The organism is Granulicatella elegans ATCC 700633, assembly GCF_000162475.2.
GTDB classification, from domain to species: domain Bacteria; phylum Bacillota; class Bacilli; order Lactobacillales; family Aerococcaceae; genus Granulicatella; species Granulicatella elegans.
The window spans coordinates 367,502-390,523 of record NZ_KI391971.1; the positions used below are offsets into that span (position 1 = coordinate 367,502).

The 23,022-nt window shown below is 32.5% G+C and carries 19 protein-coding genes, 2 tRNA genes and 1 pseudogene; 17 read left to right on the forward strand and 5 right to left on the reverse strand.

Annotated elements, in window-relative coordinates; translation table 11 throughout:
* Positions 1–26: 26 nt before the first annotated feature.
* From HMPREF0446_RS01605 to HMPREF0446_RS01630, 6 genes are all read left to right on the forward strand, one after another.
* A complete protein-coding gene (locus HMPREF0446_RS01605; protein WP_006703560.1) occupies positions 27–710 on the forward strand; it encodes a response regulator transcription factor in 684 nt (227 codons plus the stop codon).
* Complete coding sequence (locus HMPREF0446_RS01610; RefSeq protein WP_006703561.1) at positions 703–1,767, forward strand: HAMP domain-containing sensor histidine kinase; 1,065 nt, start codon at positions 703–705, stop codon at positions 1,765–1,767. The genes HMPREF0446_RS01605 and HMPREF0446_RS01610 overlap by 8 nt, the downstream gene beginning before the upstream one ends.
* A 158-nt stretch (positions 1,768–1,925) precedes the next feature.
* Entirely contained in the window at positions 1,926–2,264 is a 339-nt protein-coding gene (locus HMPREF0446_RS01615; RefSeq protein WP_006703562.1) for a hypothetical protein, read from the forward strand.
* A 55-nt stretch (positions 2,265–2,319) separates the two neighbouring features.
* Entirely contained in the window at positions 2,320–2,541 is a 222-nt protein-coding gene (relB, locus tag HMPREF0446_RS01620) for a type II toxin-antitoxin system RelB family antitoxin (protein WP_006703563.1), read from the forward strand.
* Between the two features lie 353 nt (positions 2,542–2,894).
* Positions 2,895–3,299 (forward strand): GNAT family N-acetyltransferase, encoded by a 405-nt coding sequence (locus HMPREF0446_RS01625; protein ID WP_006703564.1) that lies wholly within the window; start codon positions 2,895–2,897, stop codon positions 3,297–3,299.
* A gap of 49 nt (positions 3,300–3,348) precedes the next feature.
* Positions 3,349–3,582, forward strand: coding sequence for a hypothetical protein (locus HMPREF0446_RS01630; protein ID WP_006703565.1), 234 nt, complete (start codon positions 3,349–3,351; stop codon positions 3,580–3,582).
* Between the two features lie 668 nt (positions 3,583–4,250).
* On the opposite strand, the gene HMPREF0446_RS08255 is transcribed toward HMPREF0446_RS01630, so the two are convergent.
* Positions 4,251–5,614 (reverse strand): IS3 family transposase gene (locus HMPREF0446_RS08255; RefSeq protein ID WP_156902303.1). Its coding sequence is split into 2 segments (ribosomal slippage): positions 4,251–5,173 and positions 5,173–5,614, totalling 1,365 coding nucleotides; the frame shifts between segments, so codons are not numbered across the junction.
* A gap of 617 nt (positions 5,615–6,231) precedes the next feature.
* Between HMPREF0446_RS08255 and HMPREF0446_RS01645 the strand changes: the two genes are divergently transcribed.
* Both HMPREF0446_RS01645 and HMPREF0446_RS01650 read left to right on the forward strand, forming a co-directional pair.
* Positions 6,232–7,521: a hypothetical protein gene (locus tag HMPREF0446_RS01645; protein WP_006703567.1), complete on the forward strand. Its 1,290-nt coding sequence runs from the start codon at positions 6,232–6,234 to the stop codon at positions 7,519–7,521.
* 9 nt (positions 7,522–7,530) lie between these two features.
* Positions 7,531–8,619: an AI-2E family transporter gene (locus HMPREF0446_RS01650; RefSeq protein WP_001055019.1), complete on the forward strand. Its 1,089-nt coding sequence runs from the start codon at positions 7,531–7,533 to the stop codon at positions 8,617–8,619.
* Between the two features lie 140 nt (positions 8,620–8,759).
* On the opposite strand, the gene HMPREF0446_RS01655 is transcribed toward HMPREF0446_RS01650, so the two are convergent.
* The 4 genes from HMPREF0446_RS01655 to HMPREF0446_RS01670 form a co-directional block, all read right to left on the reverse strand.
* Positions 8,760–8,832 (reverse strand) — tRNA-Lys (locus tag HMPREF0446_RS01655).
* 62 nt (positions 8,833–8,894) lie between these two features.
* Complete coding sequence (locus HMPREF0446_RS01660) at positions 8,895–9,410, reverse strand: HdeD family acid-resistance protein (RefSeq protein WP_006703568.1); 516 nt, start codon at positions 9,408–9,410, stop codon at positions 8,895–8,897.
* A 257-nt stretch (positions 9,411–9,667) separates the two neighbouring features.
* The gene (locus HMPREF0446_RS01665) at positions 9,668–10,600 is read right to left on the reverse strand and encodes an IS481 family transposase (RefSeq protein WP_006703976.1); all 933 of its coding nucleotides are present in this window, start codon (positions 10,598–10,600) and stop codon (positions 9,668–9,670) included.
* Positions 10,601–10,957: 357 nt separating this feature from the next.
* A tRNA-Lys gene (locus HMPREF0446_RS01670) sits at positions 10,958–11,030 on the reverse strand.
* A 257-nt stretch (positions 11,031–11,287) separates the two neighbouring features.
* On the opposite strand from HMPREF0446_RS01670, the gene pnp reads away from it, so the two are divergent.
* The 9 genes and pseudogenes from pnp (at position 11,288) to HMPREF0446_RS01710 (ending at position 23,019) form a co-directional block, all read left to right on the forward strand.
* On the forward strand, positions 11,288–13,393 hold the full coding sequence (pnp, locus tag HMPREF0446_RS01675; protein ID WP_006703569.1) for a polyribonucleotide nucleotidyltransferase: 2,106 nt from the start codon (positions 11,288–11,290) through the stop codon (positions 13,391–13,393).
* A 416-nt stretch (positions 13,394–13,809) separates the two neighbouring features.
* The gene (locus HMPREF0446_RS01680) at positions 13,810–15,831 is read left to right on the forward strand and encodes a DUF1430 domain-containing protein (protein WP_006703570.1); all 2,022 of its coding nucleotides are present in this window, start codon (positions 13,810–13,812) and stop codon (positions 15,829–15,831) included.
* Position 15,832: 1 nt separating this feature from the next.
* Entirely contained in the window at positions 15,833–16,477 is a 645-nt protein-coding gene (locus tag HMPREF0446_RS01685; protein WP_006703571.1) for an ABC transporter ATP-binding protein, read from the forward strand.
* A gap of 278 nt (positions 16,478–16,755) precedes the next feature.
* Positions 16,756–18,432, forward strand: a complete 1,677-nt coding sequence (locus tag HMPREF0446_RS01690; RefSeq protein ID WP_006703572.1) for a ribonuclease J — start codon at positions 16,756–16,758, stop codon at positions 18,430–18,432.
* A gap of 26 nt (positions 18,433–18,458) precedes the next feature.
* Positions 18,459–19,064 (forward strand): energy-coupled thiamine transporter ThiT, encoded by a 606-nt coding sequence (locus HMPREF0446_RS01695; RefSeq protein WP_006703573.1) that lies wholly within the window; start codon positions 18,459–18,461, stop codon positions 19,062–19,064.
* Between the two features lie 71 nt (positions 19,065–19,135).
* A complete protein-coding gene (gene cls, locus HMPREF0446_RS01700; protein WP_006703574.1) occupies positions 19,136–20,575 on the forward strand; it encodes a cardiolipin synthase in 1,440 nt (479 codons plus the stop codon).
* 302 nt (positions 20,576–20,877) lie between these two features.
* Positions 20,878–21,030, forward strand: a pseudogene (locus HMPREF0446_RS08925) (IS200/IS605 family transposase); the annotation flags it as partial.
* A gap of 213 nt (positions 21,031–21,243) precedes the next feature.
* On the forward strand, positions 21,244–21,825 hold the full coding sequence (locus tag HMPREF0446_RS01705) for a TetR/AcrR family transcriptional regulator (RefSeq protein ID WP_006703575.1): 582 nt from the start codon (positions 21,244–21,246) through the stop codon (positions 21,823–21,825).
* Between the two features lie 252 nt (positions 21,826–22,077).
* Positions 22,078–23,019 (forward strand): ABC transporter ATP-binding protein, encoded by a 942-nt coding sequence (locus HMPREF0446_RS01710; protein WP_006703576.1) that lies wholly within the window; start codon positions 22,078–22,080, stop codon positions 23,017–23,019.
* The last annotated feature ends 3 nt before the right edge of the window (positions 23,020–23,022 follow it).

Sequence of the window (23,022 nt, forward strand, 5' to 3'; positions counted from 1 at the left end):
TATAATGTTCCTAATAAGGAGGAACTATGTTTAGTATATTAGTTTGTGAAGATGATTTTGCGATTAAAACAATGATTTCAACAAAATTAAAGCAAGAAAATTACTCAGTCTATACCGTACAAAATGGACAAGAAGCTTTAAATTTGATGGAAAAACAGCAGATTGACTTAGTCATTTCAGATATTATGATGCCTGAAATGGATGGCTATGAATTCGTTCAAACATTGCGAGAAACGAAGCATACATTGCCTATTTTAATGATAACAGCAAAATCTCAATTAGAATCGCTAGAAGCAGCTTTTAAATTAGGGGTGGATGATTATATGGTGAAGCCTCTACGGTTAGAAGAGCTCGTTTTAAGAGTGAAAGCATTACTGAGAAGATCTCAACTTGAAGCAGAAAAAGTGCTGACTTTTACTCACACTCGATTAGATTACAATACCTTAACAATGACGGAGTTAACAACAGGAGAACAAGTACAAATTCCCCCAAAAGAATTTTTCTTGTTATATAAATTATTAAGTTATCCAGAAAAAATCTTTACACGATTAGATTTGTTAGATGATATATGGGGAATGGAAGAAGATTATGATGAACGTTTAATCGATGCTTGTATTAAAAGACTTCGTCAAAAATTGAAAGGAAATGAAGACTTTGATATTGTAACCGTTAGAGGATTAGGCTATAAAGGAACAATGAAACATGGATAAACAAAAAGAAATTCAATTTTCACTTCGGAAATATTTTCTCCGCTTATTTTTTAGGATATTGATAGCGACAAGTTTGATTGGAGTAGCAGTCATATTTTTCCTAAAAAATCTTTTAAAAATTGAAACAAGTTTAACAATTTGGTTATTGATTTTTAGTGGCACGATTATTGTGATTGGAAGTTTAGTGATGTGGTGGGGATCCGTTCATTTAACACGTCCCATTTCTGATTTGAATGAATCAGTTAAAGCAATTTCTAAGGGGAATTATAATCATAAAATCCATCGTAGAAAATATCCAAAAGATACTGCAAAATATCATAATGAAATTGACCAATTAGCTCAAAATGTCAATCAAATGGCTGAAGATTTAAAGAAGAGTAGCCAACACCGTGCTGATTTTATAGCCAATTTCTCCCATGAATTAAAAACTCCCATTGCAGCATTAGTCGGAGTGAGTGATTTATTAGCAGATGAAAAATTGGATGAAGCTACAAGGAGGGACTTAACGCATATTTTACAATCGGAAAGTATGCGATTGAGCCGTTTATGTGATGATATTGTAACACTTACCAAAATGGAAAAAGACTTTTTGCCACAGAAAACAAGAGTACAATTGGATGAACAAATTCGACATGCAGTTATTTTGATGACAGAAAAATGGAAAGAGAAAGACATTCACCTAACTTTTTCAAGCAAGCCTGTCTATTGTCAAACGGATGCAGACTTGATGATGCAAGTTTGGACAAATTTAATTGATAATGCTATTAAATATTCTGGAGATACGGTAGAATTAATTATTACGATTCTTGAAGAAAATGAGCACATAAAGGTTCAGATAGAAGACAAGGGAATTGGACTCTCTCCTGAAGCACAACGACATATCTTTGAACAATTTTACCAAGCAGAACACTCTCATGTTCAAGAAGGAAATGGATTAGGGCTTGCAATTGTTCAATCAATTGTGCATCGTCTACAAGGAGAAATCTCAGTAGAAAGTGAACTAGGAAAAGGAAGCATATTTGAAATTTTATTACCGATAGGAGATGAATCATTGTAAAATTTAAACTCAACGAGTTCCTGTAGAGCGGGGTTCGTTGAGTTTTTGTTTGTTTGAGATAGACTCGACAAGCAGAATAAAGGATTTTGATTGCTGGAAATAGGTATTTCGTATATAGTTTGAAGTGTAAGAGAATATAAGAAAAAGAGGGATTTAATATGAGTCAGTTATATGTACATCGTAATCAAGTAAAACAAGGAAATGAATCATTAGAAGTAGCACTACCAATGGAGAAGGATTATTACTATTTTGACTCTTACAAAGCATTAGCACATTTTATTTCAGAACATTGCTTCTCAGAAGAAGATGAATGGAAGAGCACATTACCATTTGAAAGAGAATTTGAAATTTGGAAAGAAAGCTTTGAAGCTGATCACTTGAATTTAGACTATGACTTATTTATCGCAAGCTTATCTGAATACGATTATCAAACGATTTGTGAAGAGTATAAGGACGAATTGCATGTTGAGTATCGTGAAAGTGAAGACGACTTGTAAGATTAGAAAATATGGGTGGAAACTATAGACTCAGTGGAAGCGAGGGATAGACAGAATGATAGTATCGATACATCTGAGTGAAGAAGAGGAACAACTCTTCAAAAATTACGCTGAATTTACAGGAGTAGATTTGTCCACTTTATTTAAACGAGCTTTATTGGAAAAGATTGAATTAGAGCATGAGTTAAACATAATTGCTGAATATGAAAAAGAAAAAATAAATGGTACGCTAGAGTTGTTTGATGTGGAAGAAGTTGTGGCTGAAATAGGTGTATAGGGGTATTTTTTATCTCTTGCTCTAATGGTAGAAGTGGACTTCGTAGACGGTTGTTTTCTAATTGCATTTCATTTTTTTCTTTGATATAATTATGGCGTAAAACTAATTCAGCTTTTTGATTGGTTCGATTTTTTCAAACCAATCAAAAAGTTTTTTCATTAACTGCACATAATTTACCATCATGTTCAGCTATCTAACTGCTGGTCATGATTGTTTTTTAGATTGAGTTAAAGTCTATATCCAAAACAGCGACATAACTAAAGCAAGTTTGTATAGAATAGCCTTTATAAAACACAGTATTGAATTTAAGTGATATAATAACTTTATACGAAGGTATTGGAGGAATTACTAGTATGGAATTTATTCATAAAGTACCAAGTGTTGAAGCTTATAACAAATTGAGAGTTAACTCAGGGATGAATAGTACTAAACCAAATTCTGAAGTTAAAAAGGCACTTGAGGGGACACTTTTCGCTGTTTCTGTATATGAGGATAATGAACTTATTGGACTAGGAAGAGTCGTAGGTGATGGAGGAATTACCTTTGTCGTGTCTGATATTATGGTGGATAAAAAGTTTCAGAGACGTGGAATTGCTAATAAAATTATGGGAATCATTGATCAATGGTTTGATGAAAATACACATGAGAGTAGTTTTATTACTTTAGTAGCTAAAATCCCGGCTGATAAATTATATCTTAAACATCATTTTTGTTATCTTCCAGAAAATAGAGTTGGGATGATTAGAGATAAAGATTAATGAATTAAGAATATAACTCTAATTTTAAAAAGGAAGGAGATAAGGAACAATGAAAAAACTATCAATGATTGAAAAATGTAAATTAATAGCTACAGTTTTAAAAAGTGATTTAACTCCAGAAGAAAAAGCTGAGAAATTATCTATACTAAAAGACGATTATGAATTTGAGACTTTTGCAAAAATGACTTTTCATGATTTGTACATAGCTATATTAGACCATTTAGGCATTGAAGAATATAAAGGGGATAACGTACGAATCAAACACATAGCTCGTGTATTTTAATACTAAATTTCATCCAAGTACTTAACACTTGTTAAGTGCTTTTTTGCATAAAAAAAGCATCTAGTAAAAACTAGATGCCAAAATAAGCAGGACTGTCGGGTCTCCTATATTTCTGGCACATCTCCTATGAGATGTCGCATTGGATTCTGATACTTCTCAACCTCTAAGTTCAAAAATAAAAAACACCTCACTTCAAAAAGCAAGGTGCATTTTTTCATCTTAACCATAGGGGTGTTATTTTCTTTTCTTAATATTGTTATCAAAAATCTCTTTAGACTTTTCTTTAGACACCCATTTACTCAAGTAATTTAAAAATAATTTAAAAATCAAAACTTCCCACATTATAAAATATTGATTTTAAAAGTATTTATTTCGTATCTATTCCATGTTCCAAAAATGTTCCGTGTTCCGTAAATGTTCCGTGAAATCGGCGAAACAAAAAATAGAAAACGTTGATTTAACAACGTTTTACAATCCCAGGAAACACTAGAAAATACAAAAAATGCCCCCTACATGAAGTGACCCCAAAAAGTTAGACTTTTTTTGAGACGACTTTAGTCGTCTCTTTTTGATTGATAAAATGTATGAATAACCCCCTAGGGGGTTCGCGCCAAAAATTTTGGCGCGTTTTTTTGATATATCTTTAAACGTTCAAATAGATTTTCTAGTTAAGCAATACTAGCAGAGTTTGAATGATACATCCTGTATTTTACAGGACTTAGTCCATCCAGTTTAATTTTTATACGTTTATTGTTGTAGTAATCAATATAATTGATAATAGCTTTCTCTAATTCATCAAGAGACTTAAATTCCTTTTCAAATCCATAAAACATTTCTGATTTCAAAATACCAAAGAAAGATTCCATCATACCATTATCTGCACTGTTTCCTTTACGTGACATAGACGGTAGTATACCTTTATTCTCTAAAAATTGATGATAAGAATCATGCTGGTATTGCCACCCTTGGTCACTATGGAGAATTGTGTTCTCGTACTTTTCACCTGTAAATGCCTCATTCAACATTGTCTTTACTTGTTGTAAGTTAGGTGAGCGTGAAAGATTGTACGCAATAATTTCACTGTTAAATCCATCTAAAACTGGTGATAAATATAGTTTCTGTTCGCTACTCGGAATGGCAAACTCAGTTACATCTGTGTAACATTTTTCCATTGGTTTAGTCCCTTCAAAATCACGTTGAATCAGATTATCTGATCTCTTACCAACATCTCCTTTATGCGAATAATACTTGAGTTTACGACGAATACGAGCCATTAAACCAAGAACTTTCATTAAGTGTTGTACCTTCTTATGATTCACTTTAAAACCACGATTTCTCAATTCTAAATGAATTCGACGGTAACCATAGTTTCCCTTATGTTCGGTAAAAATTTCTTGTATTTCATCTTTAATCTGTTGATTCTTATCTGGTTGGTTCATTTGTTTTAAATGGTAATAGTACGTTGAACGAGCTAATTTAATTACTTTAAGAAGAATATCCAATGGAAATTCATTGATTAATTCTTGAACAATTTCAGTCTTTCTTCTTTCTCTTTTTCCTCCTTCAATCGGAGTTCTCTCAACTTTTTTAGAATGGCATTCTCCGCTCTTAAGTATTCATTCTCTAGTTGAAGACGTTCTAAATCTGTCATTTCTTCTATTGTTTTCTTTGGTTTACGTCCCATTATTCTTGGTCTCCCTTTTGTTTTCTCAACAATAGTATACCCATTTTTCTTATAGTGTGCTAGCCAATTCGAAAGTAAACCCCAATTTGGAAGTGCATAATCAATAGATACACTTGATTGTGAACGACCTTCTAAAAGAACTTTATCCATTATTTCCTGCTTTAGCTCTGGTGAATAGTAACGATTTTTTTCTTTTTTAACAATTTCTATCCCATATCGATCAATCAATCGAACTAAGTATTTAATATTAGAAACGGCGATATCGTATTTCTGTGAAAGATTCTTTAAGCTTTCACCTTGTTTTCTTAGTTGATAAATTTCTATTTTATCTTCATAAGTTAATTTCATAAAAAAACACCCCAAAAGTTAGATTTTTATGTCTAACTTTTGGGGTGCAGTACATACAGGGATTTGGAAAGGACTTTCATATTGAGAGCAATTAAAAATATTGAAATATAAGTGATTTTAGGTATTTTCAATGTCATGATTTAAAAATGGGACAAAAGTGGGGCAAAAACCATACAGATTCTAAACTGTATGGTTCTTTTTTTATCTAACCAAGAAAGGTTAAAACTTATTAAAACAAATGCAATCAACTGTTGAAAACTTTTTAGTCCGTGTAATATAAAAACAAGTAAAAAGTTGAACTATAGGGAATATTGTGTCATAATAGGTAATAGATGAATAATTAATAGATTGGAAATAATGCTTTCTTACCTTAACAAGTTGAATTGGTTATACATTTTTTCGTCGCAATTGTGTCTATCTCTCGAGTTTAGCTAGTTTTTATAAGCTCTGGTTTCTAATCAATATAACAAATTTTAGAAGTGCATAAGACAAGATGGTGACATTACTACAGTCATTTCTAGTCACCATATGTTGCTGGCACAGGCTGTTTGTAGTGTTGGCTATTTACTAGTCAGTTTAATCGGAGTGTTTAATTTTTATTGTTGAAAGGTTTTTATATGGAGAAAATTCTATCTTTAGGTCTGACAGGTAAGAAATTACTTGCTCAGGGGTTCTTGTTTGTTCTGCTAGGTCTCATCTTGATGGTCACGGGGACTTGGTTGCCAGTAACAGTTATTCGCCTGGTTCTGTTTTTAGCTTGGATAGCAACGGTCGTAGATTTGCTATTAAGAGTTTTCAAAAAAAGCCAGTCAACGGATACCTTGGGAGTTGCACTGGTTAAATTGTTAGTGCTGGGATATTTGCTAGGTTCTAATCTTGCGACTGATATACCGATTTATGTTCTGGCTCTTGTGATTGGAGTTTATCAGATTTTTAGGGCCACGATTAATCTTGTCACCTATGTTCTCTACCGTAAAAATAATATTCGACCTCGTTTTCGTCTCTTACTAGATGGTATTCTACTAGTTTTTCTTGGTGGAGCTAGTCTTTTGTCCTCTACGGGAAATTCTGTCTTTCAACTCTTTGTTTTAGGGGCTTATTTTTTCCTTTATGGTCTGTCCAATATCCGTGACGGTTTCTTATTTGAAGGGGAAATTGGGAAAAACCATCTCAAACGTCGCATTAGAATTAGCTTACCTATTGTCCTAGCCGCTCTCATCCCTGCAAGAACTTTAGCAAAAATCAACAAATTCATGCAGGAAAATGCTGATGAGAGAGAGGATATCCATCTTGGAATGGTGAAGTCTGGTAAGACAGCGGAGCTTGAAATTTTTGTTCATACAGCTGAGACCTCTCTGTTTTCGGCAATTGGTCATGTGGATATCTGCTATCAAGGCCGTGTTATTTCTTATGGCAACTATGATCCGTCTTCTGAGACCTTATTTGGCATGGTAGGAGATGGTGTCTTATATTTCTGTGATCGTGACAAGTACATTGACCTATGTAAACGTGAGAGTCAAAAAACGCTTTTTGGTTATGGGATAGATTTGACGCCTGAAATGGAAAAAGCAGTTCAGAAAAAGTTGGCTGAATTGAAACAACTGACGATTCCATGGGAGCCAAGTGCAGATAAAATCATGACAGGTGATGGTAAGGAAGACTACACCTACGCTTATAAAATCAGACATGAGACAGATGGGGAACTTTATAAATTTATCAAATCTAAGTTTAAATCCTACTTTGTCTTATCTACAAACTGTGTGCTCTTGGCTGATACCATAGTCGGTCAGGCTGGCACCGATATCCTCTCACCCAAAGGATTTATCGCTCCAGGAACTTACCAAGCCTACCTTAATCGAGAGTTTGAAAAACCAAATAGTATAGTCGTATCTAAACATGTTTATTAAGGAGAATTTATGAACTTAGTAAAAAAATACACCCCGTTAATACTTTTTATAGGGCTGGTTGCTCTTGTAATTCTGAATGCATCGAGCTTTATATCAGGAGCAATCTCTCTCTTTGATGTAATATCAACCTTGATTTATGGTGCTGTTATTGCTTTTGTGCTTAATGTTCCTATGAAAAAAATTGAACAGTACTTAGTTAAATTGAAGGTAAAGGCAGAGTTGCGTCGTCCGATTGCCATGGTACTTGTTTTCCTAGCTCTTATCTTAATCGTGATTGCTCTTTTGGTTTTGGTGCTGCCAACCCTAGCCCAGACTATTAGTCAGCTGGGAACAGTCCTTTCAACAGTCCTTACTCAACTTGGGAAATTGCTAGGCAGCTCGGAATTTGTAACCAAAGACATGTTGTCAACTATCGTATCAGGCATACAGGGACAATCTAGTTCTATTAGCCAAGCTTTGATAGGTTTTTTATCAGGTCTGACTAGTAATATCGGCAATATTTTTTCAAGTTTGATGAATGCCTTTTTGATTATAGTCTTCACCTTTTTATTTTTATCCAGTAAGGAACATTTGGCAGCGATGACGAGTCGACTTCTAAAAGTTTTTCTTCCAGAGAAGGTGGTGATAAAGTTGACTTACATTGGACAAGTAGCACTAGAGACTTATGACCAATTTTTGATGAGTCAGCTGATTGAAGCAGTTATCATAGGAGTTATGATAGCGGTTGGTTACAGCGTGTTTGGGATACCCTATGGAGTAATGACAGGTATCTTTGCAGGAGTGCTATCGTTCATTCCTTATGTAGGGCCTATGATTGCTTGTGTTGTGGGAGCGATTTTTATCTTCACAGTGAGTCCTACTCAAGCCTTACTTTCTCTTCTTCTATATCAAGTTATACAGCTGATTGAAGGAAACCTTATTTATCCTAGAGTTGTAGGTCAGTCTATTGGCTTACCAGCCCTTTTCACGCTTGCGGCTGCTAGTATCGGAGGGAATCTTTTCGGACTACTTGGAATGATATTCTTTACCCCCGTATTTGCTGTTATCTATCGACTGGTTAAAGAATTTGTCGTTGCAAAGGAAAATCAGGTAGATTAAGAAAAACTAAATTTAATAAGATATACTGAGAAGAGAGTGAGAGATTCTCTTCTCTTTTATTTTTAAATACTTTTCTACAAAAAGCTATTAGACGTTAAAAAAAGCCTTGGTTTCAAGGCTTATTTCTGTTGATTTAGATGTGCCCCCTGCAGGGCTCGAACCTGCGCCCCATAGCTTAAGAGTCTACTGCTCTACCAACTGAGCTAAGGAGGCAACAGAAAAAGCTGAGAATGTAACTTCCCAGCTATTTTAATATGCCCAAAATGGCAGCTAGATTATTTACGAAAGGCATCAAGGATATAGGTAAAACCTTCAATTAAAAATGAAAAGGCAACGACATAAACGACAAAGATACTTGTAGCTACTGGATTGAACAAAATCACTAGACCTAGTAAAAATGCAAGCAACGCTACCCACATGATATGCTTGCCAATAATAGGGAAAATCAATCCCAGACGATTGCCTTTAAAGAAAGCTATAATGGCTTCTACAATTAACCAAATTCCTAAAATAGTTGGAATGACAACCGGCAGTTTCACAAAGCCATAGGCAACGAGGTAAAGAGCTAAGAGAAAATTAACAATCCCTTGGAAAAGATAAGCTGGTGAGCGAAGCTCTTTTGGTACAGAGAAATAGCCTAAAATAGCTGCTATAGAAGCAACCAGTAAACCAAATGCAATCCACCAGCTGTAAGCAACAAGATTAGCTACTGGGTCTGTAAATAGAAAGAATGCTAAAAGGACAAAAATAACTCCTGTAAGGAATAGCAATAAACGATTAGAAAATTTCATTTCAATACCCTCCTGTTATATAGTATAGTTTGATACTAGAACTATTCTACACCTTTGTTATAGGAAATGTCAATAAACTAAATGGAAAATTTGGAAGTTTCAGTCTAAGAAACACAAACATTTGTGACACGAACCAGTGTCAATACAACTTGTGGGACAATTGGCTTGTACACAAAACAGTTTAACGCCTGAATTTGTCAAGGGCTTTAGAGCGAAGCGTCCCTTGACAAAGGAAAAAGGCGTTGAACTACAATACATTAAGCCGATTGTAACAAGTGCTGCTGTACTATTTGATTTGGTGATTTAAAATTTAATACACACCTAGCTACATTATTTCCTCTACTAATATATCTTTTATGAGCTTTCACTAAACTATCTAAACTCTTAAAGACTCTATTATAAAATTTTCTTCCATCTTCTCTATGACTACGTTCTACTTTTCCATTTTGCCATGGAGAGTAGGGTCTAGTTTTTATATGTTTAATGCCTTTTTCTTCTAATTTTTGTTCGAAAATTGTTTTTTTACTGGTTACTTCTGGATCATTGGTAAATTCACGTCCATTATCTGTTTGAATGGCTTTAATACTAAATCCAAACTCTTCTTCTACATCCCCTAAAAATTCTGCTGTATGTATAACGCTTTTCTCATCTACAATTTTACATACTCGTTTTCTACTAAATTCATCAATAGCGGTTATTTGATAATATTTAATCCCCTTACTGTCCCATCCTATACAGTACTGTGGAACATATTTAATGTCGATTTGTACTTTTTCTCCTGGATAAGTAGTTGGTATTGGAGTCCATTTACTTTTAGGATAAGTTCTTTTTTCCTTTTTCTCAGTTAATTGAAGTTTCTTTATCATTTTTTTCATCGCTCCATATGAACGTTTATATCCTCTTCTTTGACATTGTACATAAATCTCTGCTAATCCGTCTCTGCTATAACGTTTGTACATTTTACGTATAAGTTCTAGTTCGTGGCTTTTATGTTCATTAGGATGATGTAACGGTCTTCGATTTTTTGGGAGCAATGATTGTGCAGTACCATCATATCGACTTCTCCATCGAGCAATTTGTTGTCTAGTTGTATGGTATTTTCTTGCTGCCTTAGCATTATTATCATTTTTTATCGCATATTCTACCGCACGCTGTCTTAATTTGATTTCTTCTGTTATAATAGATTTCATAAGAGAACCTCTTTCCTGATTTTTGAGCAACTTCAGTATAACATTGGTTCTCTTTTTTTTATTCTTTTTTGTCACAAATGTATGATACCCTAACACTAAATGGAAAATTTGGAAGTTTCAGTCTAATTCATGAAAAGAAAATCAGTTTTTATCATTTTGAAAATAAAAAGAGAAGATAAAATTTGTCTTCTCTACATGAAAATATTGTATGGCATCAAAGCAAAAGTAAATGGGTTTACACTATTTGTTAAGATGTAATTTGATTAAAAAAGAAAATCTAGATTTAAAAGTGGGGTAAATCAGTTATAAACAAGCAAAAAAGCCCTGTAAATCAAGGCTTCTTCCTGTTGATTTAGATGCCCCCTACAGGGCTCGAACCTGTGACCCATAGATTAAGAGTCTACTGCTCTACCAACTGAGCTAAGGAGGCATTGATTACGTTTTTAGTATAGCACTTTGAAGTTAAAATGCAATTGTTTTTAGGATTTTTTTCAAAAAATGCTAAAGTTTACTCAAAAAAATAGTTATTCAGTATCGTTTATGGTAGAATTATTGCGTATGACAATCAAGGAGTATTCTTTTTAGCGTGCTTACTTTAGAAATATAAGAAGGTGAGTTTTTCGTCTGTTTATATTTCTAAAAGTAGGTTTAAAAGATACTCTTAAAAAGAAGAAAAGGAGAATCGATATGTCAGAAAAAAAAGTATATAGCTATGAATGGGGCGGAAGACTGTTACAAGTTGAAATCGGCCAATTAGCAAAACAAGCAAATGGTGCTGTCTTAGTTCGTTATGGAGATACAGTGGTATTAACAGCAGCCGTTGGTACAAAACAAGCAAAGGATACAGATTTCTTCCCATTAACAGTGAACTATGAAGAAAAAATGTATGCAGCAGGTAAAATTCCTGGAGGATTTATTAAACGTGAAGGACGTCCAAGTGAACATGCGACATTAACAGCTCGTTTAATTGACCGTCCAATTCGTCCAATGTTTGCAGAAGGTTTCCGTAATGAAGTTCAAATTACAAATACTGTAATGTCTGTAGATCCAAACTGTCCACCAGAAATGGCAGCAATGTTTGGTTCAAGTTTAGCATTATGTATTTCAGATATTCCATTTGATGGTCCAATTGCTGGGGTAGATGTTGGTCGTGTAAACGGAGAATACGTGATTAACCCTACAACTGAACAAGCTGAATTATCAGATATCGAATTATCTGTAGCAGGTACTGCAACTGCGATTAACATGGTAGAAAGCTCTGCTAAAGAAGTGAGCGAAGAAGATATGTTAGGAGCATTATTATTCGGTCACGAAGAAATTAAAAAATTAGTAGCTTTCCAACAACAAATCGTTCAAGAAATTGGAAAAGAAAAAATGGAAGTAACATTGCTATCATTTGATCCAGAAATCGAAAAACAAGTGAAAGACTTATTCAGTCAAGCAATGATTAATGCAATCCAAACAGAAGAAAAATTAGCTCGTGAAGAAAATATTGAAAAAGTTAAAGAAACTGCCTTAGAACATTTTGAAGCTGTTTTAGAAGACAATGATGAAAAAGCAGGCTTATTAAAACAAGTTTCTCAATTAGTGGATAATCTTGAAAAAGACGAAGTACGTCGTTTAATTACTGAAGAAAAAGTACGTCCTGATGGTCGTAAAATTGATGAAATTCGTCCATTGTCTTCAGAAATTGACTTATTACCACGTGTTCACGGTTCAGGTTTATTTACTCGTGGACAAACTCAAGCATTAACTTCAGCTACATTAGCACCTTTAGGAGAATATCAAGTCATTGATGGTTTAGGAATTGAAGAAGGTAAACGATTCATCCACCACTACAATTTTCCACAATTCTCTGTAGGTTCAGTAGGTCGTGCTGGAAGCCCAGGTCGTCGTGAAATTGGTCACGGTGCTTTAGGGGAACGTGCATTGAAACAAGTCATCCCAACTCCAGAAGATTTCCCTTATACAATTCGTCTTGTATCAGAAGTATTAGAATCAAATGGTTCATCTTCTCAAGCAAGTATTTGTGCGGGAACACTAGCCTTAATGGCAGCAGGTGTACCAATTAAAGCACCTGTAGCGGGTATTGCGATGGGATTAATTTCTGATGGTACAAACTATACAGTATTAACAGATATCCAAGGGTTAGAAGACCACTTAGGAGATATGGACTTTAAAGTTGCTGGTACAACAACTGGTATTACAGCTTTACAAATGGATATTAAAATCCAAGGAATTACGGAACAAATTTTACGTGAAGCATTAACGCAAGCGAAAAAAGCTCGTTTTGAAATTTTAGAAGAATTAACTTCTACAATTGCTGAACCTCGTAAAGAGTTAAGCCCATATGCACCTAAGATTGAAATGATTTCTATTCACCCAGATAAAATTAAAGTTGTTATCGGTCGTGGTGGAGAAACAATCAATAGCATTATTGATGAAACTGGCGTTAAAATTGATATCGATCAAGAAGGTCATGTATCCATCGCTTCAACTGATGCTGCAATGATTCAACGTGCAAAAGAAATTATTGAAGATTTAACACGTGAAATCGAAGTTGGACAAGTTTATGAAGGAACTGTTCGCCGTATTGAAAAATTCGGAGCTTTTGTTGAAATTGCAAAAGGAAAAGATGGATTAGTTCACATCTCTGAATTAGCGCATGAACGTGTGGCGAAAGTAGAAGATGTATTAGCGATTGGAGATAAAGTAAAAGTAAAAGTTACTGAAATTGATGGACAAGGTCGTATCAACTTATCTCGTAAAGCATTAATCGAAAAAGAAGCTTAATCATTCATGAAATGAGGCTAGGGAAAACCTAGTCTCATTTTTTTATTTTTTTAGAAAATGTTTTTAAAAAAAGATTGACGGATTAAATGTATCAAGCGTATAATACAGTTAAAAGAAAAGTGTATTAATGCATTAACACAATGGTACAAAAGGCGGTGAATTTTTTATTATCTAATAATATTTTTCTTAATTGAAAGTTATTTCTTTATTAAATGGATAAATATGATAAGAAATGTTACAAAAATCTTTATTGATTTGATTAGATTCTATTTATACATTACATAATTTATGTACAAAATTAGGAAAAACTGAAATAGTAGAAGGAGTTATCATTATTATTTTTTATCGACGATGATTTGGTTCTACAAAAAATATATGAATTTAAAAGACTAACCATATTTTTTCAGGAGGCTATTATGAAAAAAATATTTATTTTTTTATCAACATTTCTTCTCAGCTTCTTCTTTATTTGGATTATACAATTACGTGCTCCGCAGTATTTATACGCTAGCTATGATTCTGTAACCTTAACTCGTTTGAAAAAGGATGCTAAAGAACTAACACGTGAGGTTTTTGAGCAGAAGTTAGAAGAGTTTGTAAATGAAGAGAGTAGTTTGATAGCTAGAAGAATAGTTGAACCTAGTAAAGATGGGAATACTAATTTTACTTATGCGACTTATGGTAAAGGAGACTTACCAAGAGGATTCAATAAAGCAAATCAAGAAAGTAGAGAACAAAGTGATCCTTTGAATAGTTATCTTATTTTGTCAGGTTCTCTGACTAAAGAGAAACTAGCCGAAAAATTAGGAGAGTTTGGTTATAAGGCAATTGCTGATAGGAAAATACCACCATATTTTTTAGCATTTCAAATTTTACTAAATCCACTTATTTTGATTAGTTTAGCAATATTTGGGTTGGCTTTCTTTTCAATGCTTATTATTAGTAAAGTTAAGGATATGAGAGAAGCAGGAATAAAATTATTATCTGGTCAAACCTTACTTACAATAATGTGGCATTCTTTATTTAGTGATGTGAAATGGATTTTTATATCAGCTTTTATTTCTATTTTATGTGGAGGTCTAGTACTTCAAATTCAAGGAAACTTTTATTCAATTTTATTTGAAATATATAGTTTTGGAATTAGTATCTATCTTCTATTTTTAATTGTAATATCATTACTATTAATGTCGCTTTACTTAATGAGCTTAAATTATAATGTATTAGTACCTATCATAAAGGGAAGATTGCCACTTAAACGTTTGATGATTTTAACATTATTATGTCAGTTAGTAGCTGTTTTTACAGTTGGCTATGCTATTAAATCTGGTTTAACCTCATATAATCGTTTAAAAGAACTTGAAATTTCAAAACAAGCGTGGCAAGAAAGGGAAGGTTACTATCAAATATCCTTTGGTTTAGGAGATAGAAGAAAAGAAACAGAAAATCAGAATAAATGGTATGACTTTGCTAAGGAAGCGATTGAAAAAGAAAAGGCTATCTATATAAAAGATAATCTTGTACATTTTGCAAATCCAAGTGGGAAAAATGAAAAAGGTGAAACGCTTGATACGTATAGTCCTGACGCTAATACTCTATTTGTAAGTCCAAGTTATTTGGAAAAAGAAAATATTGACATAGATGATGAAGCCAAATCGAAATTAGCTCATCTTCAAAAAGGAGAGTTTGGACTCTTGTTACCAGAAACACTGCGTAATCAGGAAGAAAATATTAGAAAGCTATTTGAAGAAAATATGAATTATTATGGAAAATCAGGTGAGGATGAGGATTCAGAATTAGAATATGAAATGAAAGCTTTTATTTATTATCTTCCAATAGGAGGAAAAAGATTTGTTTATAATAATGGTGAAAGTCCTGTGTCGCTTCAATATCTAAATGATCCAATTTTAGTCGTATTTACCCCCACTTCTACAGGCGATAGTTTTATTTCTAAGACTAGTTGGTCTATTAAGGCTGGAAAACAAATTTTCTTTAAGAATTATGAAAAAGAAATTAGTCTTTTGAAAAAATTGGGGATTTATGACCAAGTTTCTTATTTAAAAGAAGGTAGAAGTGTTTATTTATCTCGTTACAACGAAGTTCAAAATGAAACTCTAACGCTTATTTTGGGAGCTATTGTTGGAGTTGCAAGTTCATTATTACTTTTTTATTCTGTTAATCTGCTTTATTTTGAACAATTTCGTAGAGATATTTTGATTAAACGGATTTCGGGTTTACGTTTTTTTGAAACGCATTCTCAATATTTAATTAGTCAATTTTCAAGTTTTCTAATTGGAGCTCTTCTTTATGTTATCGTTAGTCGAGATTTGGTAATAGGAATTCTAACATTATTCGTCTTCCTAATTTGTGCAATTTTCGCTCTTTATCGTCAATCACAAAAGGAATCTAATATTTCTATAACAATTATGAAAGGAAAATAATATGCTTGAACTTAAAAATGTATCTAAACAATTTGGAAATCGCCAATTATTTTCTGGTATGAATATTCAGTTTGAAAAAGGAAAAATTTATGCCCTGATTGGCACTAGTGGATGTGGTAAGACTACTCTGTTAAATATGATTGGGAGATTAGAAGCTTATGATAAAGGAGAAATTATTTACGATGGTATTAATCTAAAAAAAATAAAGCCATCTGTTTTCTTTAGAGATTACTTAGGTTATTTATTTCAAGATTTTGGTTTGATTGAAAGTCGAACAGTAAGAGAAAACTTGAATCTTGGATTAGTAGGTAAAAAACTTAAAGAAAAAGATAAAATATCTTTAATGAATCAAGCTTTGACTTCTGTTAATTTATCTTATATTGATTTAAAGCAACCTATTTTTGAATTATCAGGTGGGGAAGCTCAACGTGTAGCATTAGCAAAAATTATATTAAAAAATCCACCTATAATTTTAGCTGATGAACCAACGGCATCACTTGATCCTGAAAATTCTAAGGAGCTACTTTCGATATTAGAGTCTCTAAAAAATCAGAATAGAACGATTATTATTGCAACCCATAATCCAGTTATTTGGGAAAAAGTCGATGAAGTCATTCGTGTAAATGATTTTTCTCAGCTAACATAATATTAACTAGGAACAGTCTTAGTAGATTTATTGTTTAAAATAATTTAAAATTCAACTAAAAAAATTTATTGATTTATATAGTTTTGATATTTTAAAAATTTGAGTAATGAAAAATTTGAGAAAAGGAATTAAGTAGAGTTAATAAGCTTAATTCCTTTTTTATTTCCAAGAAAAAATATGAAATGTTAGTCAAAAAATCGTAAATATGGTATTCTAGAATAAGAATGTAAACAAGTTGGTAAGACAAAATACAACAAATAAATAAGATGAGGTGAACTATGAGTTCAATTAAAATAATGGCGCTAGGAGGCGTTCGAGAAAACGGTAAGAGTTTATATGCCGTTGAAGTAGATGAAGATATTTTCGTCTTAGATTGTGGATTGGTTTATCCAGAAGACGAATTATTAGGAATCGATGTCGTGATTCCAGATTTTACTTACTTAGAAGACAATAAAGATCGGATTGCAGGAGTATTTTTAACCCATGGTCATGCGGATGCAGTAGGAGCTCTTCCTTATTTTCTAAAAAATATTCAAGCACCAGTTTTTGGGACAGAATTAACGATTGCTTTAGCAAAATATTATGTAGAGTCTTCTAAACAAGTAAAAGGATTTGATGATTATCATATCGTCACTGAAAATACAGAAATTGATTTTGAATCTGTAACGGTGAAATTTTTCAAAACAACTCATACTATTCCAGATTCAGTAGCGATTGTTTTAAAAACAGCAGACGGAAGTATTGTTTATACTGGAGACTTTAAGTTTGACCAAAGTGCTGCCGTTGGCTATCAAAGTAATTTTGGTCGTATTACGGATATTGGAGAAGAATATGTCTTAGCCTTATTAAGTGATTCTAGTGATGCTGAAAGTTATGAAGAAAATGTTAGTGATCGTAAAATTGAAGCTAGTATTTTAGATACATTTAGAAATGCAACAGGACGTATTATTGTAGCCTGTGTGGCAAGTAATATTTTACGAATTCAACAAGTGTTTAATGCAGCTCATGAATCAGGACGTAAGATTTTCTTAACAGGTGCAGAATTAGAAGAAATCGTGAATATTGCATTGAAATTAAATAAATTAACAGTTCCTTCAGAAGATTTATTCGTAACTGCACGTGAATTAAAACGTTTAGCAGATGATAAAATTGTGGTGTTAGAAACAGGAAATGTAGGCGAACCAATTAAAGCTTTACAAAAAATGGCACAAGGTCGTCACCGTCAAGTGAATTTACATCAAGGAGATTTAGTCTATATTGCGACAACTCCTTCAACTGCAATGGAAACAGCTATTGCTCGTACGAAAGATATGATTTACCGTGCGGAAGCTGAAGTCGTTGAAATGGCTGATAATGCGAAAGCAAGTGGACATGCGACTCCAAATGATTTAAAACTAATGATGAATTTATTACAACCAACATTCTTCATTCCAGTTCAAGGAGAATATCGTAGTTTATTAGCTCATGCTGAGTTAGCACACGAATTAGGAATTCCATATTCTAATATTTTCATTCCTGGTAAAGGGGATGTTATTGAACTTTCTAAAGGAAGAATGACAGCTACTGGACAAGTTCCAGCGGGAAATGTTTTAGTAGATGGAATTGGTGTTGGAGATATCGGTAATATTGTACTAAAAGATCGTAAGATTTTATCAGAAGACGGAATTTTCGTAGTCGTTGTAACGATTTCTAGACGTTTAGGAAAAATTTTATCGGGTCCACAAATTGTTTCTCGAGGATTTGTTTATATGAAGACGAGTGAAGAGTTATTACAAGAATCACAAAAAATTGTGACGGATATTGTGGAAGAAAATTTAGCAAGTGATAATTTTGAATGGCCACGTTTAAAACAAGAAGTACGTGATGGATTAAGTCGCTATTTATTTGAACAAACAAAACGTCGCCCAGTTATTCTTCCAATTATTATGGAAGCATCACATTATAAAAAAGATTAATTTGTATTGTTGAAAGGGGAACATTCATGGGTTCAAAAGCAGTTAAAATTATGTTAGAAGTTTTGTTAGCAATCGTTGTTGCTAGTGGACTTTCTTACATTCCAGCAATTGGAGGAAATGTAGTCATTGACTTTGCCATTATTCCTTTAATTTTAGTATCACTAAGACATGGAGGAATTTGGGGAGCAATTGCAAGTATTTTATTTGGTCTTCTACATGGAGTATTACATCCAAGTGGAACAGGCTATATTGTTGTTCCATTCCATGATTCTGTAATGGGATATGGATTTGTAGCTTTTGCTGGATTCTTTGCGAGAAATACTGTTCGTACAGCATTTAATGCTCGTATTTCTTCAACTGTATTAAATGTTGTAACAGCTAGCATTATTGCAACATTTGTTAGCTATAGTTTCCATGCTATTGCTACGGCTATTGGAGCACCAACACTATTTGCAACTGAAAAAGTTGCTTTAGCAAGTGGATTTTTAGGATTTTCAGTAAACTTTATTGCTACATTAGTCGTAACACTAGTAGTATTAGTAACGTTGATTTACGTAAAACGTGATATTTACATTCCTAAAGGAACAAGATACTTATCTCGAAAAGAAAAATCTCACTTATTAAATGATTAAATGATGAATCGAGTGGGGAAACAGTTATTGTTTTCCCACTTTTTTTCTAAGTAAGAAAGGAGAAAGAAAAAATGGATTTATTAACAGTGATATTTTCAGGGTTAGTATTTATCAATACACTTGGAGCAATTATTACGGTCTTTAGAGAACCGAGAGAGATTTCTGCTACATGGGCTTGGTTATTAGTCTTAGTCTTTTTCCCATTTTTAGGGTTTATTATTTATTTCTTTTTTGGAAGAAAAATTAGTAAAGATCGAATTTTCGATTTGAAATCTCAAGACACATTTCGAATTAGAAAAGTAGCCGAAACTCAATTAGAGGAATTAGAACAAGATAATACCTTTTTTGAAGATTTATATTTAAAAGAATTAGCAGTTCTATTTTTAGAAAGTGATGAATCTGTCATTACAAAAGGAAATCAAGTTGAAATTATGACGTCTGGTCAGGAGAAATTTACACAGTTAAAAGAAGATTTTAGAAATGCTAAAGACCATATTCATATTGGCTATTATATTTTTAATGATGATGAATTAGGGCATGAATTATTGGAGATTTTAATTGAAAAAGCGCAACAAGGAGTCGAAGTTTTAGTACTATATGATGCACTAGGTGCTCGCTTTACAAAACAAAAATTTTGGAAGAAACTTCACGATGCGGGTGGACGTTCAGAAGCCTTTTTTGGGTATACATTTGGGATTATTAATTTGCGGATGAACTATCGTAATCACCGTAAAATTGTTGTCATTGATGGAAAAATTGGCTATGTAGGTGGCTTTAATATAGGGGACGAATATTTAGGAAAGGGAAAACTGGGCCACTGGAGAGATACACATTTAAGAATTAGAGGGAATGCTGTATTATCTCTTCAAGCTCGTTTCTTTATTGATTGGAATGCGACAGCTTCAGAACGATATCAAAAAACATTTTCTGAGCGATATTTTCCTACTTTAGAATGTTTAGGAGATACAGCGATGCAAATCGTTTCAACAGGTCCAGATAATGATTATCAAAAAATTAAAATGGGATTTGTTAAAATGATTTATATGGCGAAAAAATCAATTGATATTCAAACGCCTTATTTTATTCCAGATGAAAGTGTTCTGGAAGCTTTGCAAGTAGCTGCTCTTTCAGGGGTAAAAGTACGGATTATGGTTCCATGTAAACCGGATCATCCATTTGTTTATCGTGCAACAGAATATTATTGTCGGAATTTATTAAAAGACGGTGTAGAAATTTATTTATACGAAGAAGGTTTCTTGCATGCAAAAACAATGGTCGTAGATGGCGTTGCTTCTACAGTTGGAACCTCTAATTTTGATATGCGAAGTTTCCGATTGAATTTTGAAATTAATGCGTTTATTTATGATGAGGAAATTTCATGTAAGCTACAAGATATTTTTGAGAAAGATATTGAGAACTGTTTATTAGTAGATGAAGCGTATTTTAAAAAGCAATCTCCGTGGAAAAAATTTAAACAAAAATTCTCCAGACTGCTTTCTCCGATATTATAAATTATTTATAAAAGACTTTATTACTATAGCAAGGACGCCAGCAGCTTCGCTTTGCGAATCTCATGGCTAAAAATTGAGCCAAGGTCTCAATTTTTCCTGTAACAGAAGGCAAAAGCCTTCTGTTACTACTGCTATGGTAATAAGTTTTTTTGTTTATACGACTTTTAGTCCGTCACGATCCTAGGTGAGTATTAAATAAACCACCCACTATGCGTGTAATCGTAGAAGGTTGTACCTAAAAATAATCCAATAGCTTTACAATAAAGATGTTCAAGCCTATCAGATAGCGAGAGAAGAAAAATATGGCTGAAAAAGCTAATAGTTTATTAAATAAAAAATGGATGTGTAAATGCAACATTGTTTTGAAACCTAAGTAAATACGGAAAGTTATCTATAATGAATATTGGAAAAGTTTGGGAGAAATATTTTTCAGATTATGTAGTTATAAAAGGATCTAGATTATAGAAGAATATCCTATGCTAGATTATGTCAAAATATTGTTAAGTATTTCAAATTATATGAGGATATAAAAACAGTTTTAATGAACTTTAGTTCATATTATTAAATCATTTCTTTTAAAAATGACTTTTTATTCATTTCATAGTTGAAATCGTTCTGTGAATGAACTATAATTCATTTATAAATTATAAAATTATTTTGAGGTGACTATGGTAAAAGATGATAATAAACAAAAATTAATAAAGGCTACAGATGCTCTCTTAAAGGATAGAAGCATAAGTTCTATTACAACAAAAGAGATTACAAAGGCTGCAGGAGTTTCTGTGGGTGTTTTTTATAATTATTTTAGTAGTAAGGAAGATGTCTTTAAAGAATTAATTAAGACATTTTTTAACTATTCTTTAAAACAAATGGAAGTTTTACGAAAAGAAGTTACTGGAAAAAATATTCGTTCAGAAATTAAATTCAAAGAATTTCTAATTAATGGAATAGATAATAATTGGGAAAATCATTTTTTAAATAGTGATATTCTGTTACTTTCAAGAAAAGATGAAGAGTTTAAAAAATTAATGATTTATTTTAATCAAAAGATGGTTTCCATTGTTGTAGAGATACTTATAGTTATTAATCCAGAACTTAAAGAAAACCCACCTTTACTAGAAGCAAAAATGATTATGAATTTAATTCAATATTCATATCCAAGCTTTTCAAAATTTGAAAGTGAGGATGAAAAAGAGCAATATATAGAAAAAATTGTAAATATTATTTTTAGTATTAGTTTCAATAGGTAAGGGGATAAAAAAGAATAATAGAACTTAATAATTATTTTATTTACCAAGCTTCAATTAGTTCTGATAACCTTTAAATAGATGGTTTAGAATTTCAAACTGAGTTGATAAGAAAACAAGGTATGATTAATATTCAATGGGAATTGGTGAAAAACTGATGGTTGATTACAAGTTAAATTCAAATATCGAAATGAATTGTACACTGCATCAGAAATAACGTATTTAAAGAAATATTATAGAATAAAGGAAGAAAAAATGGAAAATCTTTTAGAAGTTAAAAAACTATCAAAAACGTATAAAAACGGAAGAAAAGCATTAGATAATTTAAATTTTCATGTTACAAAAGGTGAAATTCTTGGTTTCTTAGGTCCAAATGGTGCAGGGAAAAGTACGACAATAAATATTTTATCTACTTTATTACAATCTGATGAAGGCGAAATAATATTTTTTAATGATAAAAATTTGTCCATCAAGGATGTAAAGAAACAACTCGGAATTGTTCCTCAAGAATTGGCTATTTATGAAGATATCACAGCCGCACAGAATGTTAAATTCTTTGCTTCTTTATACGGAGTCAAAAAAAGCGAAATTAATGAAAAAGTTGAAAATGCATTAAAAAAAGTTGGACTTGAAGACAGAAAAGATGACAAACCATCAACTTTTTCTGGTGGTATGAAAAGACGTCTGAATATTGCATGTGCAATAGCACATAACCCTAAATTGATTATTTTTGATGAACCAACAGTAGGAATTGATCCACAATCTAGGAATCATATTCTAGATTCAATTAAGAAGTTGAGGGATGAGGGAGCTACTATCATTTACACAACTCACTATATGGAAGAGGTGCAACAAATTTGTGACCGTGTCATTATCATGGATGGTGGAGCGATACTTTTGAATGGTTCTCTTGATGATATTTTAGAATATTATAGCAATTCTAATTATCAAATTAGAGTAGATAAAAAGTTATCTCCTACAGTGTTAGATGAGATTCGTGAATTAACAAATGTCGAAGAACTGAGCCAAAAAGATGAATTTGAAATAATCTTTAGTATGTGTGAGGACTCTATGTCGATTAATAGTGTACTAAAGGTATTAATTAAATTTAATTTAAATATCACCAGTATTACAATGGTAAAGAGAAATTTAGAAGATGTTTTCTTACTATTAACTGGTAAAAATTTAAGAGATTAGTGG